This window comes from Gluconobacter sp. P5H9_a (genome assembly GCF_018812085.1).
In the GTDB taxonomy this organism is placed as follows: Bacteria; Pseudomonadota; Alphaproteobacteria; order Acetobacterales; family Acetobacteraceae; genus Gluconobacter.
This window is the reverse complement of the sequence record NZ_JACRVW010000001.1, coordinates 148,029-166,722: the sequence shown is the minus strand read 5'-3', so window position 1 is coordinate 166,722 and position 18,694 is coordinate 148,029. Positions and strand designations below refer to the sequence as shown.

Annotated in this window: 16 protein-coding genes; 11 read left to right on the top strand and 5 right to left on the bottom strand. The window is 56.6% G+C overall.

Going from position 1 to position 18,694, the window contains the following annotated elements:
* Nucleotide 1: 1 nt before the first annotated feature.
* From cysD to pspF, 3 genes are all read right to left on the bottom strand, one after another.
* The gene (gene cysD / locus KP708_RS00730; RefSeq protein WP_064275312.1) at nt 2-796 is read right to left on the bottom strand and encodes a sulfate adenylyltransferase subunit CysD; all 795 of its coding nucleotides are present in this window, start codon (nt 794-796) and stop codon (nt 2-4) included.
* Nucleotides 797-846: 50 nt separating this feature from the next.
* The gene (locus KP708_RS00725; RefSeq protein WP_215749770.1) at nt 847-1,527 is read right to left on the bottom strand and encodes a phosphoadenylyl-sulfate reductase; all 681 of its coding nucleotides are present in this window, start codon (nt 1,525-1,527) and stop codon (nt 847-849) included.
* A gap of 283 nt (nt 1,528-1,810) precedes the next feature.
* Nucleotides 1,811-2,863, bottom strand: a complete 1,053-nt coding sequence (pspF, locus tag KP708_RS00720; protein ID WP_215749768.1) for a phage shock protein operon transcriptional activator — start codon at nt 2,861-2,863, stop codon at nt 1,811-1,813.
* Between the two features lie 112 nt (nt 2,864-2,975).
* Between pspF and pspA the strand changes: the two genes are divergently transcribed.
* The 10 genes from pspA (at nt 2,976) to KP708_RS00670 (ending at nt 13,627) form a co-directional block, all read left to right on the top strand.
* Nucleotides 2,976-3,659 carry a phage shock protein PspA gene (pspA, locus tag KP708_RS00715; RefSeq protein WP_046900493.1) on the top strand — a complete coding sequence of 228 codons (684 nt, stop codon included), beginning with the start codon at nt 2,976-2,978 and terminating at the stop codon, nt 3,657-3,659.
* A 25-nt stretch (nt 3,660-3,684) separates the two neighbouring features.
* Entirely contained in the window at nt 3,685-3,927 is a 243-nt protein-coding gene (gene pspB / locus KP708_RS00710; RefSeq protein ID WP_143412284.1) for an envelope stress response membrane protein PspB, read from the top strand.
* Nucleotides 3,924-5,132: a hypothetical protein gene (locus KP708_RS00705; protein WP_215749766.1), complete on the top strand. Its 1,209-nt coding sequence runs from the start codon at nt 3,924-3,926 to the stop codon at nt 5,130-5,132. The genes pspB and KP708_RS00705 overlap by 4 nt, the downstream gene beginning before the upstream one ends.
* On the top strand, nt 5,132-6,556 hold the full coding sequence (locus KP708_RS00700; RefSeq protein WP_252347324.1) for a GIN domain-containing protein: 1,425 nt from the start codon (nt 5,132-5,134) through the stop codon (nt 6,554-6,556). Before KP708_RS00705 ends, KP708_RS00700 begins: the two co-directional genes overlap by 1 nt.
* 48 nt (nt 6,557-6,604) lie before the next feature.
* Complete coding sequence (locus KP708_RS00695) at nt 6,605-7,390, top strand: ABC transporter permease (RefSeq protein ID WP_211513922.1); 786 nt, start codon at nt 6,605-6,607, stop codon at nt 7,388-7,390.
* On the top strand, nt 7,387-8,175 hold the full coding sequence (locus KP708_RS00690; RefSeq protein WP_215749764.1) for an ABC transporter ATP-binding protein: 789 nt from the start codon (nt 7,387-7,389) through the stop codon (nt 8,173-8,175). The genes KP708_RS00695 and KP708_RS00690 overlap by 4 nt, the downstream gene beginning before the upstream one ends.
* A complete protein-coding gene (locus KP708_RS00685) occupies nt 8,172-8,375 on the top strand; it encodes a hypothetical protein (RefSeq protein WP_064275240.1) in 204 nt (67 codons plus the stop codon). The genes KP708_RS00690 and KP708_RS00685 overlap by 4 nt, the downstream gene beginning before the upstream one ends.
* A 77-nt stretch (nt 8,376-8,452) precedes the next feature.
* Entirely contained in the window at nt 8,453-9,853 is a 1,401-nt protein-coding gene (radA, locus tag KP708_RS00680) for a DNA repair protein RadA (RefSeq protein ID WP_215749752.1), read from the top strand.
* A 235-nt stretch (nt 9,854-10,088) separates the two neighbouring features.
* Nucleotides 10,089-11,651 (top strand): Hint domain-containing protein, encoded by a 1,563-nt coding sequence (locus KP708_RS00675; RefSeq protein WP_215749749.1) that lies wholly within the window; start codon nt 10,089-10,091, stop codon nt 11,649-11,651.
* Nucleotides 11,652-11,674: 23 nt separating this feature from the next.
* Complete coding sequence (locus tag KP708_RS00670; protein WP_215749746.1) at nt 11,675-13,627, top strand: glycosyltransferase family 4 protein; 1,953 nt, start codon at nt 11,675-11,677, stop codon at nt 13,625-13,627.
* 7 nt (nt 13,628-13,634) lie between these two features.
* On the opposite strand, the gene KP708_RS00665 is transcribed toward KP708_RS00670, so the two are convergent.
* Together KP708_RS00665 and KP708_RS00660 are read right to left on the bottom strand one after the other, a co-directional pair.
* Nucleotides 13,635-15,278, bottom strand: a complete 1,644-nt coding sequence (locus KP708_RS00665; RefSeq protein ID WP_408872092.1) for an alginate export family protein — start codon at nt 15,276-15,278, stop codon at nt 13,635-13,637.
* Between the two features lie 153 nt (nt 15,279-15,431).
* Nucleotides 15,432-16,031 (bottom strand): YigZ family protein, encoded by a 600-nt coding sequence (locus tag KP708_RS00660; protein ID WP_215749743.1) that lies wholly within the window; start codon nt 16,029-16,031, stop codon nt 15,432-15,434.
* Between the two features lie 71 nt (nt 16,032-16,102).
* Between KP708_RS00660 and KP708_RS00655 the strand changes: the two genes are divergently transcribed.
* Nucleotides 16,103-18,691, top strand: coding sequence for an MMPL family transporter (locus KP708_RS00655; RefSeq protein ID WP_215749740.1), 2,589 nt, complete (start codon nt 16,103-16,105; stop codon nt 18,689-18,691).
* Nucleotides 18,692-18,694: the final 3 nt, after the last annotated feature.

Sequence of the window (18,694 nt, the reverse complement as noted above, 5' to 3'; positions counted from 1 at the left end):
CTTACAGATACCCCGCCACGCGTAGACGCTCGAATGCGTCTTCTGATTCATGATCCATGGCACGCCCGGCGCGCTCGGATGTCTTGCTGCTTTCCAGCTCGGCAATCACTTCGGCTACGGTCGTGGCATTGCTCTCGATCGGGCTTGTGATGTCCTGGTCACCCAGAGAGCGATAACGCTTACCATCCTTAGCAAAATACAGATCCACGAGGGGGATGCCTTCGCGTTCGATGTAGCGCCAGATGTCGATTTCCCGCCAAGCCAGCAACGGATGGACGCGAATATGCATGCCATCTTCATACGGCGTGGCATACTGGTCCCAGAATTCGGGCGGCTGATTGCGAACATCCCAGCGATGACCGGCGCCACGCGGGCTGAATACGCGTTCCTTCGCACGTGTGGCCTGCTCGTCACGGCGAATACCAGCAATCACACCGCGCAGCTTATGCTTGTCGATCATAGCCGCGAGACCCGCCGTCTTGCGCGCTGCAGAACGTGCAGCGGGCGGCAGGGACGGATCGATTTCTTCGACTGGTGGGCAGTATCCCAGAAGGAGATCCAGATCCCACTTCTTGGTGTACTCATCCCGAAAGGCGTACATTTCCGGGAATTTCTTCTCGGTATCCACATGCATGACCGGGAACGGTACGCGCCCCATGAACGCCTTGCGCGCCAGCCAAACCATGACGTTGCTGTCTTTCCCGAGGGACCACAGCAGCGAGAGGGGCTTCAGTTTCCGATAGGCTTCACGCAGGATGAAAATGCTCTGAGCTTCGAGCTGGTCAAGATCATCCATGACGCGCGGTTCCGCCAGGGTTTGTGTCCGCGTCATTGTCCGCTCCATGTTCATGCCGGCCGATGAATGCCGCATTCTGTCTTGGTCAGACCGGCCCAACGACCTGCCCGCCCGTCTTCTCCGTCTCCAACCGGCCGTGTGCAAGGCGCACAACCGATCGAAGTGTATCCTTTTGAAACCAGAGGATGCCGCGGCAGGTTCCGGCGGCGCATCTCTGCTTCAATTTTCTCTATGCCCCATCCCGCAAGCGGGTTGAGCTTCACGGTGCCATCAGGCTGTGGTTCCACAATGGGAAGAGCTGCCCGTGTTGAGGCCTGACTGCGCTTGCGCCCGGTCAGCCAGACATCAAATTCCGGAAGCACCAGTTCCAAAGGCTCCACTTTACGCAGGGCACAACAGGCATCCGGATCGAATGCCGCGAGCTGATCCTGTGGATCTCTGTTCTCAAGTTCCCGGGCTGGTGGAGAAATGGTCCGAACGTCCTGAAGGCCGAGCGCATCGGAAAGCTCATCACGATAGGAGAGCGTTTCCGGAAAATGGCGACGTGTATCCAGAAAGAAGACCGGCACAGATGGATCTATGCGAGCAATCTCATCCAGAAGAATGGCCGACTCAGCTCCAAATGAGGAAATAACAGCGACGCGGCCTTTCAGGCTCACGAGCGCCTCCTCAAGTGCGTGGCTCTCCGGTGTATCCAAAAGATGTTGAAGTTCGGATTGTGAGAGAGGCATTTACTGCACCCATATCCCTGTTCACACGCGCCAGAATCACGACGTGAAGGAGACATAGGCGCGCTTCACCAATTATTCAACTATTTTATTTTGTATAACCATATTAAATGGTTTAATTGAGTATTTCTCATCGATTGAAGTGCGGCAGAATTTTTGGCCTGATTTACCAATTAATGGTCAAATTTCCCGCAAATGACTCACCCCATAACACCATCATTCCTGAAAATTCCCCGCACCATAAATCTGGCACACTTCATGCATGAACCCAGATATGAAACTGCGTTCATCCTTTTTTGGTCAAGGCTTTCCGCGCTTCCTTGTCGGCCAGACCGTGCAGCCGCAGGTGGTGGCGGAACTGATAATAGGTCAGCCCCAGAAGATCTGCGGCCTGCCGCTGGCTGAACTGCGCCTCCTTGAGGGCCGCTTCCAGCAACGCACGTTCATGACCTTTGACTGTCTCAGCAAAATCCAGCGGGAAGGTTTGGGGAACGTCTCCCTGAACATGACCTTCCCCGATCGAGGCTGGAGCCATAACGCTGCTCCAGTCAGGCGTGACGAACGGATCAAGCACAATCTCATCCAGACGGCGCTCAGCCTGATCCATACGATACACGCTGCGCTCCACCACATTCCGAAGCTCACGGACGTTGCCAGGCCAGTCGTAGTCAATCAGCCGCTGCAAAGCTTTCTGGGAGAACCCCGCGAAAAGCTTTCGGCCAAGTTCCGCGCTCATCCGCGTCGCAAAATGGTCCGCCAGCAGGGGAATATCGTCCTGCCGGGCTCGCAGAGGCGGGACATTGACCACATCGAATGCCAGTCGGTCGAGCAGGTCCGGGCGGAATGTTCCGTCCCGCGCCATGGCCGGAAGATCAGCGTTAGTCGCACCAATCAGACGCACATCAACGCGAATTGTCTCACTGCCGCCAACGCGTTCGAAGCTGCCGTACTCGATAACGCGAAGCAGTTTTTCCTGAACGGCAAGCGACGCTGTGCCAATTTCATCCAGAAACAGCGTCCCGCCGTCCGCGCGCTCAAACCGCGACAGGCGGCGCTTCTGGGCTCCAGTGAAAGCACCAGCTTCATGTCCGAACAGCTCGCTGTCCAACAGCGCTTCCGGAAGAGCCGCGCAGTTCAGCTTGACCAAAGGTGCGTCCCAGCGATCCGACAGCAACGCAAGCCGCGCCGCAACCAGCTCCTTGCCCGTCCCTCGCTCCCCGATCACCAGAACGGGGCGCTTCAGCGGAGCAAGACGGGAGATCTGGTCCAGCATCGCCAGAAATGCCGGAGCCCGCCCGATGGGTGTCGGAACCTCGTCCGCTTGGGTGGATCTCGCCATTTCTGAGCCTCGTTCGCCACTTCAGATTGTCACAACCATAACATCCCCAAAACGAGCCCGCTGACAAGACAGGTCATTGTGCTCTAATCCAGTTCTCAGGAAGGAAAGCGTCATGGGTATTTTTTCTCGGCTCGCCGATATCGTGAACTCCAATCTCAATGCGATTCTCGCCACGGCAGAAGATCCGCAGAAGATGATCCGCCTTGTCATTCAGGAGATGGAAGACACGCTCGTTGAAGTGCGCAGTCAGGCCGTCCGCACCATCGCCGAGCGCAAACAGCTTGAACGTCGCGTGCGCACCATGATGCACGAAGAAGACGAATGGCACCGCAAAGCCACACTGGCCATCGAACGCAACCGGGACGATCTGGCCAAGGCGGCGCTCTCAGCACGTCACACGGTCGAACAGTCCCGCGAAGGGCTTGAACGCCAGATTGCGCAGGTCACGGAAGGTCTTGAGCAGCAAAACGACGACATCACCAAACTTCAGGCTAAACTGGCGGATGCGAAATCCCGTGAGAAAACCCTGACCATGCGTGCCCGCACGGCAGAAGGGCGCCTCAAGACACGTGAAAAGCTCTACGATACCCGCATTGACGACACGCTGAACCGTTTCGAACAGGTCGAGCGCGCTCTGGATGAACTGGAAGGCAAAGCCGAGGCCTATGATCTGGGACGTCGGTCTGGTCGCCCCTCCCTGCACGAAGAGTTGGCCGCTCTGGAAACGGATGCAGCAGTAGAAGATGAATTCGAGACCCTGAAACGCCGGATTGCAGAAAAGAAGCGCGAAGCCTGATGACTGCTGCAAGAAAGTCTGAGTCATGAATGAGGATATCGTCGCTCTTGTCCTGCTTTTTGGCTTTATCCCGGCGCTCGTCCTAGGCCCGCGCCTGTTGCGTGCCCGGACGGGCAACCTTCCCAATCAAGGCATCGCAGACCCACATCTGCAGGCTGCCCTGACACAGGCCGAGGCCCATGCTACGCGTCTGGAAGAAAGGATCGACCAGCTCGAACGCATCCTCGACGAGGATATCCCGGGCTGGAGAGCTAGGAGTTCACGATGACATCCCGCACCGCCCTGCGCATGCTGCTGCTGTCCATGCTGACAGGGGTAGTTTCTGCCTACCCGGCTCAGGCCGCGCGCGTCACCATGTCCGGATCTGATCTGGATATGGCGATTCCCTGCACAGGTCAGGTGCGGATCGTCGTAGACCCAAGCATGAAAGACGGCGCTACTTTAGACAGCAGCAATGCAACGCAGGTGACGATGCGCAGCGGCAAGGAAGAGTCGGACAGCCGCATCTCCATCGCCACGAAAAGTTGCGCGCCCAATGGTAAGGTCACGATCAGTGTGTCGCCTTATACTGGCGTCTCGATCCATGACAGCCATGACACGCATTTCATCATCAAAGGAAAACTGGCGTCCCTTGATGCCAGCCTCGACTCCGCGACGATGGATATCGAGAATACGCAGTCCCTTGATCTGAGCATGCATGGTGCCTCCAGCGTACATATCGGCTCTCTCGAACGGGCGGCCCAGATCGTGGCTTCCGGCACATCAACGCTGATCGCCGACTCTGCACAACTGACCGCTCTATCTGCACAACTGTCGAACGACGCCTCTTTTATGGTGTCACAGGGTAGTATCGAAGCCCTGACGATCGTGACATCAGACAATGCGACCGCCACCGTTCATGGCAACGCTTCCGTTGCAACGGTGACAGCCAACGGCACAGGCGCCGTCAATATTGAGCGCGTCTCCGGCCCGATCGTTCGGTCTGGCAGTGGCGCGGTAAATGTCGGAACCCCGGCGGCAGTCGCTCCGCCGCCTGTCGTGACACCGGCCGCACCACAAGTTACGGCGACGCTGCCAGTCGCTCCTGCGCCCGTTCCCAAAGCTTCGGTACCGGCTCCTCAGCCGCCAGCCGCAACAGAAACGTCTCCGCAGATCAGCCAGCCTTCTGTTCCGGCTCCATCAACATCTGCAGCACCAACACCGGCACCATTGCCGCAGAAACCAGCCCAGCAGGAACAGGAAGCCGTTCAACCTCCTGTTGTCGCCGCCCCCCCCCCGGCTGCCGTCGCACCAAGTACTCCCCCTCCGACGCAGCAGACACCCTCAGTCAGTGTCCCCACGGCGCCGTCGGAAGCTCCTCAGAAGCTGCCACAGGCTCCCCTTCCGGACACTGTGGCACCGCCGCCTGCTCCTTCGACGCCCACAGCTCCGGTCATGCCGCCTCAAGGCGATTCACCAAAACAGGGAGGCTGATGATGAAGACATCCCACGATCTGGTACGTTTTGCAGGGAGCATCCTCGGCCTCCTGCTTGCTACAGGAACGATCAGCCCGGCTCTTTCTCAGGACGCAGCCCCTGCCATTCCTGCTCCCCCGTCTCCACCGGCGCCACCAGCGTTTCCAACTCCAGAAAGTGTAAGCTCCGTCACGGGAGCTACGCTGGAACTGGCACCGACCTGCCTGACAGACCTTCATATTGTTGAGGGTGATACAGCGAAGGTTGTTCAGGGAAATGGCAACCTGACAGCCGCCGGGGACAAGACACTCAAACTTGCTCTGAGTGACCCGTCCTGCAGCACCGAAGTCAGCTCGACAATTCAGGTTCCAGCTGGGACGAATATCCATCTCCGCGGCAACAAGACCGACATCACTGTCACTGGACCATCCGGCCATCTCAGTGGCTTGTCCGGAAGCGGTGACGTACGCGTCAACAGCGCAACGGGTGTGGATCTGCGGATGACCGGATCCGGCAATGTTTCCATTGCGACGGTGACAGGTAATGTGCACGTTCTCAATTTCTCAAGCGGAGACCTGCTTGTCGGGCTCGTAACAGCACCTCGTGTTGAGCTATCCGCGACATCGTCAGGAAACATGCTGCTCAGGAGTGGCTCAGTAGAGAACCTCTCCATTCGGGATCTCGGTTCGTCCGATATCACAGCACATGTCAGTGCCATCTCAGCCAGCCTGTCGCTCTATGGCTCTGGGAACGTTCTGGTCGATAGTGTTTCAGGAACATTATCCCGCAGTCACTACGGCTCGGGAGACCTGACAGTTCATACCACAGGCCCCGGCGTGCATGTCACTGCAGCCGCACCGATTGATGGGCAGGCGATCACGAAAGACATTTTAGCCAGCCTTGGTCAGTCCGTGAATTTCGATTCCGGCACGCAGCAAGGCTGGGAGGCTCTTGGCTCTTTCGGCAAACATAGCAGCGGCCACCATCTGGGCGGCCTCCGTCTTGTTCTGATCGTGGTCTGCGTCTGGCTGGTCCTGCGTCATGCCAGACGTTATCGCAAACGGACCGGGGAGTCCTTTTTTGGTGCTCTCTGGGCCGATATTGCTGAAGGCCTCTCCGCTTTCACGCGAAACTGGCAAACACGCATGGCTGACCGTCGCATGGGAGGACAATCATCTGCAGGTGACGCCCCCCATGTCTATTATACTCGCCGTGCTGTCGATCTGTATGAAGAGGTTATTCACACAGCCAGAGATCAGAGCGCGCGTCATAAACAACGCCACGCCCCGGAGACGACACCTTTCAGTTCAAACCATACTCTGTCGCGCCTGAACGATCGCCTGGCCCGTATGGAGCCAAGGTTGGCGCGCATGGAACAGTTCGTAACCTCCCCGGATTTTGCGCTGGAGCGCCAGTTCCGTGACCTGGAACGCTCCGCCTGAGCAAGACAGACTTTGACGTAGCCGGGCGCGCAGGGTAGGGGCTGAAGGGTGAATGCCGTTCTTGATCCCATAGCGGCCCTTGGCCGTGCCGTCCTCGGACTCGTCCGCCAGTCGGGTGCTCTCGCCATGTTTGCGCTGGAAGGGCTGTCGCATCTCGTGCGGCCACCGTTCTACTGGCGCATCTTCCTGTCCACGCTGATCGAAACGGGGTTCTTCTCCCTTCCGGTTGTGGCCCTGACAGCCCTGTTCTCCGGAGCCGTCATCGCTTTGCAGTCCTATGTCGGGTTTGGGCAGTATCACGTCCAGAGCGCCATCGCCGGGATTGTGGTTCTGGCTGTCACCCGCGAACTGGGGCCGGTTCTGGCAGGACTGATGGTTGCCGGGCGTGTCGGTGCCGCAATGTCTGCCCAGATCGGCACCATGCGCGTCACCGATCAGATCGACGCGCTGACGACCCTTTCGACCAACCCGATGAAATATCTGGTGACGCCACGTCTTCTGGCGGGAACCATCGCCCTGCCCTGTCTCGTCATCGTGGCGGACGTTCTGGGTGTTCTTGGCGGTTTCACCGTATCAGTCGCAAAACTTGGTTTTTCACCGTCCACCTACATCACGGCCACGCTGGATTCGCTGAAGACCATGGACGTGGTGGTCGGCCTGGTTAAAGCGGCAGTCTTTGGTTTCCTGATCGCCCTTCTGGGTTGCTACCACGGCTATAACAGCCGCGGAGGAGCAGAAGGCGTTGGTTCAGCCACCACAGCCGCCGTCGTGGGGGCATCCATTCTGCTTCTGCTGTTTGATTACCTCCTCACAGATCTGTTCTTCTCCCAATGAGCACACCCAAAATCCGCATCCGCGGCCTTTCGAAGGCGTTCGGCTCCAAGGTCGTGCTCGACGGGATCGACCTTGATGTCGAGACCGGCACCTCCATGGTCATCATTGGCGGCTCCGGCTCAGGAAAATCCGTTCTTTTGCGGTGTATCCTTGGCCTGATCGAGCCCGATGCCGGCATTATCGAAATTGACGGCGAGAACGTTCTCACCGCCCCACGTGGGCGGCAGGAAGTCCTGCGGCGACAGATTGGCATGCTGTTCCAGAACGCCGCCCTGTTCGACAGCATGAGCGTTGCGGACAACATTGCGTTCGGGCTTCGGGCCAAGCACTCAGACCGTGACGGCCCAGTTCCGTCCCGATCCAAGGCGCGTGAACTGGCAGGCGGTATCCTCCAGCAGGTTGGATTGGACCCCTCCGTCGGGCAGCTCAGCCCTTCTGAACTGTCAGGCGGCATGCAAAAGCGCGTCGGACTGGCTCGTGCCATTGCCGGACAGCCCAACATTCTGTTCTTCGACGAACCGACCACAGGCCTTGATCCCATCATGGGGGCCGTCATTGACGGCCTGATCGTGGATTGCGTGCAGAAGCTGGGCTCAACGGCTATCGCCATTACGCATGACATGGCTTCAGCGCAGCGGATCGGCAATCAGGCTGCCATGCTTTACCAGGGTAAACTGGTCTGGCAGGGGCTGGCCGCAGACCTGATGAACTCAGGCAATGCAATGGTGGACCAGTTCACGCACGGACGCCGGGAAGGCCCGATCACCATGGAACTTCGCAAATGAAGCCGTTCCGACGCCCTCCCATATCCCGCAGAGTCTGGCAGCGTCTTGGCCTGACATATCTTATCGCGCTGCCGATGGTGTTCATTCTGTTCATGCACCCGCCCAAAAGCCAGAATATCCTTATTCAGGCACTGATCCTGCTTATGATCGTGACGGCTGCCCGCATCATGGCCCGCATCATCATCCGGACAGACGATTAACGCCTTCTCTGACTGGATCATAACGGGAACGCTCCCTATATCGGGAGCACCCAGAGTCCATGTGAAGAGAGATTCCCTTGGCCAAGAAACCAACCGCACGCTTTGTCTGCCAGTCCTGTGGGGCTGTCTATTCCAAATGGGTGGGCAAATGCGAAGCGTGCGGGGAATGGAACACGCTGGTTGAGGAAACGTCTGAACCTACAGCCCGCAAAACGGGCAAGCTGAGCAGCGGACGCCTGCAGACCGTTCGCCTTGATGGCGAGGCCAAGCCGCCCCCACGCATCACGACAAGCATTGCAGAGCTGGATCGCGTTCTTGGCGGCGGTCTTGTGCCTGCGTCCGTTGTTCTGGTTGGCGGTGATCCGGGTATTGGTAAATCCACCCTGATGCTCCAGACAACCTGTGCGCTGGCTCGGAGTGGTCACAAGGTTCTGTATGTCTCGGGCGAAGAATCCGTCGATCAGATCCGCATTCGCGCGCAGAGACTGGAGCTGGACCGGGACAGCAAGACACTGGATTCCTTGGATCTGGCGGCTTCCATCAATGTCGGGGACATCGTGGGATCGCTGGAAAACGATCGGTCCCATACTGTCGTGGTCATTGATTCCATTCAGACCATGTGGCTGGAAAGTGTGGAAAGCTCTCCAGGGTCCGTGGCGCAGGTCCGGGCGAGTGCTTTTGAACTCATCCGTCTGGCCAAAACGCTTGGCTTCGCCCTGATCCTGATCGGTCACGTCACGAAAGAAGGGTCTCTGGCAGGGCCACGTGTGCTGGAACACATGGTTGATGCTGTCATGTATTTTGAAGGTGATCGCGGTCATCAGTTCCGCATCCTGCGTGCAGCCAAAAACCGCTTTGGCGCAACCGATGAAATCGGCGTCTTTGCCATGACTGATACGGGGCTGACGGAGGTACCTAATCCTTCCGCCCTGTTCCTCGCCGAGAGACGCGGCAACATTGCTGGATCGGCTGTGTTTGCCGGCCTTGAAGGCACACGCCCCGTTCTTCTGGAAGTTCAGGCCCTGCTATCCCCAAAAGCTGGCGACGGGGCACCACGTCGCGCCGTTGTCGGATGGGATACCTCTCGCCTGAACATGCTGCTGGCCGTGCTGGATGCGAGATGCGGTTTGAAACTCGCCAATATGGACGTCCATCTGAACGTGGCTGGTGGGTTAAGAGTCAATGAGCCTGCCGCAGACATGGCCGTTGCCGCAGCCCTGATCTCCGCAGCGACAGGCCACCCAACATCTTCAACAGCCGCGTATTTCGGCGAGGTCGGTCTCTCAGGTGAGATCAGGCAGGTCAGTCAGGCTGATCTGAGACTCAAGGAAGTTGCAAAACTGGGATTTGGAGAAGCCATTCTCCCAAGGCGAGTATCTTCTGCCTCGGCACGGGTCAAACCGCCAGCCGGTCTCAAGCTACGGGAAATCGGGCATCTCACGGATCTGGTAGAATTATTCAGCCCTTCCGAAAGCTGAAGTAAAAAGCCTTCATCCATGAAAAAATTCATCATTTAATTGCTAAAAAGCAGTTAAATTAACGAATTATTACCGACACTCCCATTCAAAAAACCCGTATTAAATTATTACATTCCTTTCATCCCTCCAATCGAGGGGGAATCAGAAATACAAGTAAGAATTCTGCAAATACCATATCCTGAAACAGGAACGGATATTGCCATGGATTCTCTACATTTTTCGGGTGACATCGTTCATGGCAACTTCGTCCACTTATACATCCCCCCAGACAGGACAAACATACACGATTGTGTCGGGAGGCTCGACTTCCACTACCTCACAGGTCGTCACAAGCGGGACTGTCGTAGATGGCGCGAAAATCGTAGCAAGTTCCACACCCGTATCTCCAGACTGGTCAGCGCTCCCTCATTATACGGGCGTTCCCGGCTCGCAGATTATCGAAAATTCTGCAGGTGCACTCAACACCATAATCTCCGGGACAAGTTTTCCAGGCGGCGGGGGTATGATCAGCGAGCAGCACTTCGTTTTTGAATCGTCCACCCAAACCATTCAATCCGGAGCATTCGCCAGTAATACAACGCTTGGCCCATTAGCGACGTCCATTATCGAAAACGGGGGTATTTCCTACAACGTCAATATTAGTGGCGGCTGGCTGACCTCCGGGGGCCTTATGACGATTCAGTATGCTCAGTATGCAGCAACACAGATCGTCTCCGATGGTGGAACACTTCACACTGCAACGGTAGGTATAACAAGCTCCAGTCAGCAACCAGCAAGCGGAACCCTGATCCTGTCTGGAGGAAGCGCTGACCATATCACTATAGGAAGCGGCGCAGTTCTTCAGAAATCCGGCACACTCTCGGATGTCACGGTAGGCGTTAAGGGCGTCCTATCCGTCAGTGCAGACCAAAATTCCACAAACGTTACAGGCAATGGCGGAACGATCATTCTGGATCACAACGCTAATCTAACGGGAATTTTCAAGAATAACGCTCAGACGACAATCAGCTTTACCGACCTGGAAAATACAGCCTCTACAGTCAGTGGCGTTTTGGTCCATAATGGCGGAAGCATCAGCCCCTCCAGTGGTTCTACTCTGGAAATCATGTCTGGCGGCCAGGTTCTGCACAGCATTGGGGTGGCAGACGATTTTTCCTCTCCTTATTATTTCCAGACTGCACCTTCGGGAAACGGACTGGATCTGATTGTCGGCACGCCCTGCTACTGCCCTGGAACCCTGATCGCGACACCACAGGGAGAGCGACCTGTCGAACAGCTTTCTATTGGCGACATCGTTCTGACTGCCTCGGGAAAGCATCGTCCAATCCGCTGGATCGGACGGCGGGCCTATGATCCGATTTTTGCCTATGGCAACCGGGATATCCTGCCTATTCTGTTTCGTGCGGGTTCTCTTGGCGACGGACTGCCACGTCGGGATCTGATGATTTCCCCGCTGCACGCGATGCTCATCGACGGACGCCTCATTCCGGCTCTTCATCTGGTCAACGACCTTTCTATTCTTCAGATCGAGAAACCGTCAGAGATCCGCTACATCCATATCGAGCTTGAAAGCCATGACGTCTTGCTCGCAGAGGGAGCACCATCAGAAAGCTTTCTGGACGATAACTCACGCGGGATGTTCCACAACGCTAGCGAATACGATGATCTATACCCGCAGACTTCCAAACAGCCTCCACGCTATTGTGCGCCCAGGCTGGAAGACGGGCCGGAACTCGCACGTATTCACGATAGCCTGAAGCAATACGCACGGAATTTTTTACCCCTTAAAGCCGCCTGATACTCCGAGGATAATTCGCTACCGTGCCGCACCCTCTGGCAGGTTACATTGATGTCTGCAATCGCAATCGTATCGCCGGATGGGCTTTAGATCTGGAGGAGCCTGATCAGCCTGTCTGCCTGCGGATTTTTCAGAATGGCCGCCTCCTTGATGAGGTGACCGCTGAAATATTCCGTACTGATTTGGCCGACTTCGCCAGAGCAGGATATTGCGCGTTTGACTTGACCTGGCTTGAATGTCCTCCTCATGAAGGAGGCATTATTGAAGTTCGAGACAGCAAACATGACTGCCCCCTGAACGGTTCCCCTTTTTATATTGAGCCTCTGCCCAGTGCTCTTGTCGGCTCCATAGATATTACTGACCGTCTGCGTATTGCAGGCTGGGTCCGAGATGACCTGAATCTGGATCGAACAGTCTGGCTGACCGCGGTCATTGATGGCGCTCCCACCGCACATTTTCCAGCGAACCAATTCCGGCGGGATTTACGGGACGCTGGTTTCCAGTCCGGCCGATACGGCTTCGAATACGTGTTCAGCACTGCGCTTGATCCGCTGCAAGACCATACTATCCAGCTTCTGCATGGACAGGAGCGTTTCGGAGATCCCGTTTTCTTACCACGGGCAGATCACCTGGATGATGCTTTCAAAAAGCATTTCAACGCCCTGATCCAAGGCCTGATTACACCGCAGGCAAGACGTGACGCGTTGTCTTTTCTCACAAAGTCAGCAGATGCGCTTCGACACCAGAGCGCGTCAAACATTACCAGTCTCGAGGCTCGCACTCTCGCTCAAAAAGCCAGCCGCCGCCATGAGGACGCTCTCTCTTTTGCTCCCTGTGCGCTTTTCATAGATGACAGAGCTCCTGACCCCACAAGAGATGCAGGATCGGTCGCCTTGTTGTCTCACATGCGAGCGACGCAGGCATTGGGCTACCGATGCTGTTTCATAGCCTCCCGCCTGCCCCCCACAGAGCAGGATCAGGCGCATCTGGCAGTTATGAATATCGACTGCCTTATGCCCCCGGTTTTCACGGGACCTGAAGAGGCCCTCAAACGGCTCGGACCTGGGTTAGACGTAGTTTACCTGCATCGCCTGAATAATGCTGAAAGCTATGCTGCCCTGTGCCGCGCCTTTGCCCCAACAGCCACACTGATCTGGAGTGTTGCGGATCTGGCGTCCCTTCGCCTGCACCGTCAGGCCACTGTGGAAAGCCGTCCAGAGCTTGTGCGCACAGCAATGCGAATTGAAGTGCGGGAAAACATGTGTGCCTGGCTGGCCGATAGCGTTCTGACGCATTCTTCGATCGAAGCCAAGCAACTGGAGCGGATGGTTCCTACGGCCAATATCCATGTTGTGCCTTGGGCGGTTCCCGTCAAAACCCGTGCCCGTCGACACCAAAACAAACCCATCATTGCGTTTGTTGCTCACTTTGCCCATGCCCCCAACACGGACGCTGCAAAATGGCTCATTCTGGATATTTTGCCGCGCCTTAAAAAACGCATTCCCAATCTTGTCTGTCGCCTCATCGGCAGCGCCATGCCGCATGCAGTTCACATGCTTGCAGACAAAGACATAGAAGTGACGGGGCACGTGTCCAACCTTCAAGAGACCTTGTCTGACGTGTCGCTCTGTGTCGCTCCACTCCGTTATGGTGCAGGGATCAAGGGGAAAGTTTTGGATGCGTGGTCTGTTGGGCTGCCAATTGTCATGACGCCCATTGCAGCAGAGGGGTTGGTCGATGCGTCCAATCCGCTATGGGCAAAGTCCATCGCTGACAGTGCGGAAGATTTTGCGGAAAAAACAGCTGCTCTTCTGGTGCCATCTGCGGCAAAGGCTCAGATAGCGGCCGCAAGGAAGCTGCTGAAAGAGCGTTTTTCCGAGCAGGCTATCCAAGCCAATCTGGAAGACATTCTTCCGCCCGTGATGATCGAGACGCCCCCACTGCCAGAGGACAGGTCAGAACCCGTCCTGAACTGATAGTTTTCTAGAACCTGAATGTCACGTTTGACTGCGCATAGCTGCCACTTTGCGCGCCCGCTTTGCGCAAACTCTGTGATGCCATGAACCGCGCTCCATAGATCTGCCAAGTCAGATGATGGTTGATCTGAAGCGTCAACGATGCCTGCGGTACGACGCCCACATATCCTCCCCGATAAGCATAAGCGAATGTATATGGGCCGGATGAACTCCAGATCGCTCCGTTTGCGTTTTCCCGCCACATAAACGGTGCCTTCAGACGCAGGGATGCAAAGCCTTTCCACGGGGTAATGCTGATCACGGGAGACAGGCTGACCAGATTGGACGGTGAAATATAGGTCGTCGTATCCAGATAATTGGTCTGTGGATTAAACGGCGCCATGTACGTGCGCACTGTTCCGTTTCGACCATCCGAACCACCGGAATAGACATCAGCCTGCACACCCAGAAAGGGATGCAAAGGAGACGGCGTATGTCTGTACCCTATGATCGTGTTGACGGCCCAGGCGCGAACGCTGCTTTTTCGCTGCGTCCCGGCATATTGAAACGTCCCGTTCTGATAGAGCGCCCCAACTGAATATTCGACGGATGCGGATGTTCCATACCAGCGAAATCCCAGATTGCCCCGAGAGGATGTTCCTTTAAGAACACGTGCTGCTGTTGGCACCGCCGAGAGACCGCTGCTGTATCTGTACCGAATGTAGAACAGGTCCAGAAACGAATGCACGCGTTCGCCTCCAACGGAAAATGCTGGAACGATCATCGTGGTGTTTCCACCATAAAGACGCGTTCCGTAATCCTCGGTATTGTGAAACATGAGACGACTGTCTGTTTTCGTCTGAACGAAATCATATGCGTCCACACGGATCCGGGGCCAGAGAGCATAAAACCGACCACCATTCCAGGACAGAGGAACGTTTGGGGTTTCGCGATTGTACAATATGTAGGACGGAGCATCGAGGAACTGCTGGCGTCCAAACATAAAGCCTGTATGTGCTCCGGCAACCTTGCCCTTCAGCTCAACAAAGCCCTGTTGCAGGTCCAGCCTCTTGCGATATGTCGAGCCATATCCAAACCCCTTCCAGCCCCCTGCATCCGCATTGATGAGCTGCCCAAAAAGACGGACATGCTCACCCAGATGCAAGTCTGCCCCGATCAGGTTCCGAATGCCGAAGCGGCCTGACTGGGCTTTTCCACTGCGCCCCAGAAATGGCGCTTCCTCATACCAGTTTCGTAACCGCGATTCCCCCGACAAGGTCAGCCAGATCGTGCGACTATTGTTCAGGGCAATAAATTTGAGCGGATCAAAAAAGTCCGTACGCTTGCTCTTGTCTCGCAGGTAACTCCAGTCCTCCGCCCAAGCCGCCGCGCCATAGCGGCCAACCGGGCCAAACCCGGCGGCTTCACCGTTTCCGTAGTTGAAATCACCCCACGGCCCCTGATGACCATTCGGTGCACGGTTCTGCTTGGCAGTGATTCGCCGTGGCTGGCCGACCACGCCAGCATGGGGATAATCCTGGATGATCGGGCGCTCGGTGGAAGGAACCTTAATCCATTCCTCCTCAATCGGAGGGGATTCAATGGGGCTGGTTTTCATAGGAGCCGTCTGGGCGCCTGCGTGATGGCCCAGATTAGCCGTCAACAGAAGCACTCCGGCAATGAGGCTTCTTTCATGACGGAAAGAGACGACAGAAAGAAGCATCGAGAACCACAATTTGACATGAAGAGGCAACGAAAACGAGTGAGCCTCATATTACACAGTATGTAAAGAGAGATTTTATATATAACTTTTTTGTTTTGTTATTTATAGATCCGGGCGAGAGATGGCCATCTGTCCGCGCGTCAGATCGCGCAGGTATTCCGTGATCATCTCTGCCTCTTCAACAGGCACAGCCACCGTCAGCCAAGCACCTTCCGCATCAAAGTCACACAGTGTCTTTTCTGCCCGCCAGCCCGGCAGTTTGGCTTCAACCTGCGCATAAACCGAGAAGGGGCAATGAAATCGCAGGGGCAGGGTTTCGATCCGCTCGATTTTGGCGGCCTCTCGCAGGCAGGCCGCAGCCGCACCGCCATATGCCCGGACAAGCCCACCAGCCCCCAGCTTCACGCCCCCGAACCATCGGGTAACGACAACCATCACATTGTCGAAATCCTGCCCTTCGATTGCGGAAAGGATGGGGCGGCCTGCTGTTCCGGAGGGTTCTCCGTCATCGCTGGCACGATATCTCTGGCCTGTCCGAAAAGCCCAGCAATTATGAGTCGCGTCCGGGACGGCAACCTCGGCGAAGAACGCCAGTGCTGCGGCTTCATCTGCAACAGGAGCCGCGCGCGCAAGGAAAGTGCTGCCCTTGATCACACTTTCATGTTCAGCCAAGCCATCGAGAGTCCACGTCATGGCTTCCATTGTGCCCCATGATGGCGGAAATGTCAGGTTGGGGTAGGGAAATTCTGCCCGTTCTGTTAAGGGTAGGCCCCATGTTTTCGGATCTGATCGGCCGGCTAAATGCCGCCTGTGCACGTCGTGCGCCACTGGTGGTGGTTCTGTTTGCGCTCCTCTGTGCGGGATGTGTCGCACTGAGTATCATGCGCCTGAGTGTGACAACTGATACTGGCAAGATGTTTGCCAGCACCCTGCCCTGGAAACAGCGGACGGATGAGATGAACCGTCTCTTCCCGCAGGATGACAATCAGCTCGTCGCCATCATCGACAGCCGCATCCCCGAACAGGGACGCGCCACGGCCCGCGCCCTTGCTGCCGAACTCAGCAAAGACCATGAGCACTTCGAAATGGTCAGCCTGCCGGGCGATAATCCGTTTTATAACAGTCACGGCTTCCTGTTTCTGGATAAGAAGGACCTCGAACCCCTTCTGGATTCCATCGTTTCAGCCCAGCCTTTTCTTGGAACTCTGGCAGCAGATCCTTCAGCCCGCGGCCTGTTCGGTGCCCTTGGCCTGATTGGGGACGGTATCAAGGCCGGGCAAGGCATTCCCAGCGGCTTCAACGGCGCTCTGGACGGCTTTGCGGACTCTCTGACCAAGGCCGCGGCTGGTCAGCCTCAGGATCTGTCCTGGCAGAATCTTCTTGTCGGTCGTCTGGCCGAACTGGGCAGCCGCTACGAATTCGTCGTCACAAAGCCCAAGCTGGATTATAGCTCCCTTCAACCCGGAGAGGGCGCCACGACGGCAATGCGCAAGGCGATCGACAGCCTTGAATTCGTAAAGTCCGGTCAGGCCACCGGCAGCATTACTGGCGAGGTCAAGCTCAACGACGAAGAGTTCTCGACCGTTGCGCACGGCATGGTGCTTGGTCTGGTCGTTTCGCTGGTTCTGGTCGCACTCTGGCTGATTTTGGCCGTGCATTCCATCCGTGTCATTGTTCCCATTCTGGTGACTCTGATTGCAGGCCTTCTGCTGACGACCGGCTTTGCTGCGCTTAGCGTGAAAGAACTGAATCTCATCTCGGTGGCGTTCGCGATCCTGTTCGTGGGCATTGCTGTGGATTTTGCCATTCAGTACAGCGTCCGCTTCCGGGGACAGCGCAACGAGGATGGCTCCATGCCCTCTTTGCATGATGCCCTCGTTCTCACCGGACAGGAGAGTGGCGCACAGATTCTGGTCGCCTCGCTTGCAACCGCCGCGGGCTTTCTGGCCTTCACCCCGACGAGCTTCATCGGCGTTGCCCAGTTGGGCCTGATTGCAGGCTTCGGGATGCTGATTGCCTTCCTGTGCACCATGACACTGCTCCCGGCCCTGCTGACGCTCTTCCGGGCGAAGCTCGGGAAAGGTGAGCCCGGCTTCACGTTCATGGCGCCCGTCGATCACATGCTGCGTCACAAGCGCAGAAAGGTCGTGGGTGTCTTCGCACTTCTCGGGGTCGTGGGCGTTGCCCTGATGCCGTTGCTGAAGTTCGATGCAGATCCTCTCCACACGAAGAACCCGAACACGGAGGGCATGCATGCCCTGCATCTTCTGGAAGATAACCCCCTTACCACCCCATATTTTGCTCAACTTCTGGTGCCGAATGTTGAGGATGCGGCAAAGAACGCGGCGGCTTTCTCCAAGCTGTCGAGCGTCCATGATGTGTTGTGGCTGGGAGCGCTCGTCCCGGACGATCAGACCGACAAACTGGCCATGATCGAGGACACGGCTTCCATCCTTCTCCCGACAATTACCGTTCAGGACCCATTACCTGCGCCGGATGCCGCAGCCATTCGGGCCTCTGCCATTGCTGCGGCGACTAAACTGGATAGCGTCAAAGATCAGCTCCCCGCACCGCTGGAAAAAATCCGCCAGGCTCTCAACACGCTCTCGACAGCCCCTGACGCCACACTGGTCAATGCCAGCCATGCCCTGACACGCTTTTTGCCGGATCAGCTCTCGATGCTCCGCACGGCGCTTCAGCCGAAGCCCATCACGATCGACAATATCCCCGACGACATCCGGAAGGATTATGCACTTCCCGATGGTCGCCAGCGCCTGACGATCCACCCGAAAGGACAGATTTCCGAGACGCCCGTAATGCACCGGTTTGTGTCCCAGTTGCGTTCGATCAATCCGGATATCAGTGGGCCGGCCATGGAGATCACCGAAAGCGCGAACACCATCGTTCATGCCTTCACGATTGCTGCCATTTCGGCTCTGATCATGATCGGCATCATTCTTCTGGTGGTGCTGCGCCGCATTCTGGATGCAGCTCTTGTTATGGCGCCGCTCCTGCTCTCGGCTCTCCTGACTGTCATCCTGATTGTCACGGTTCCGGAGACACTGAACTACGCCAACATCATTGCTCTTCCCCTGCTTCTCGGGGTTGGCGTGTCTTTCAATATCTATTTCGTGATGAACTGGCGTGAAGGTATCAAGGGGCCGTTGACCTCTCCGACCGCACGGGCGGTTCTATTTTCTGCCCTGACGACAGCAACGGCCTTTGGATCGCTGGCAACATCTGCTCATCCGGGCACTGCGAGTATGGGCCGTCTGCTTCTGATGTCTTTGGGCTGCACACTGATCTGCACACTCTTCTTCGTGCCGGCGCTTCTCCCGAAACGTCCGATCGACGACGCCTGAACT

Bases quoted from the DNA above. Each gene is read 5' to 3' on its own strand.
- cysD (WP_064275312.1), bottom strand. From the start codon at position 796: ATGGATGATCTTGACCAGCTCGAAGCTCAGAGCATTTTCATCCTGCGT.
- pspF (WP_215749768.1), bottom strand. From the start codon at position 2,863: ATGGCGAGATCCACCCAAGCGGACGAGGTTCCGACACCCATCGGGCGG.
- KP708_RS00675 (WP_215749749.1), top strand. From the start codon at position 10,089: ATGGCAACTTCGTCCACTTATACATCCCCCCAGACAGGACAAACATAC.
- KP708_RS00660 (WP_215749743.1), bottom strand. From the start codon at position 16,031: ATGGAAGCCATGACGTGGACTCTCGATGGCTTGGCTGAACATGAAAGT.
- KP708_RS00700 (WP_252347324.1), top strand. From the start codon at position 5,132: ATGATGAAGACATCCCACGATCTGGTACGTTTTGCAGGGAGCATCCTC.
- pspB (WP_143412284.1), top strand. From the start codon at position 3,685: ATGAATGAGGATATCGTCGCTCTTGTCCTGCTTTTTGGCTTTATCCCG.
- pspA (WP_046900493.1), top strand. From the start codon at position 2,976: ATGGGTATTTTTTCTCGGCTCGCCGATATCGTGAACTCCAATCTCAAT.
- KP708_RS00690 (WP_215749764.1), top strand. From the start codon at position 7,387: ATGAGCACACCCAAAATCCGCATCCGCGGCCTTTCGAAGGCGTTCGGC.
- KP708_RS00705 (WP_215749766.1), top strand. From the start codon at position 3,924: ATGACATCCCGCACCGCCCTGCGCATGCTGCTGCTGTCCATGCTGACA.
- KP708_RS00655 (WP_215749740.1), top strand. From the start codon at position 16,103: ATGTTTTCGGATCTGATCGGCCGGCTAAATGCCGCCTGTGCACGTCGT.
- KP708_RS00725 (WP_215749770.1), bottom strand. From the start codon at position 1,527: ATGCCTCTCTCACAATCCGAACTTCAACATCTTTTGGATACACCGGAG.
- KP708_RS00685 (WP_064275240.1), top strand. From the start codon at position 8,172: ATGAAGCCGTTCCGACGCCCTCCCATATCCCGCAGAGTCTGGCAGCGT.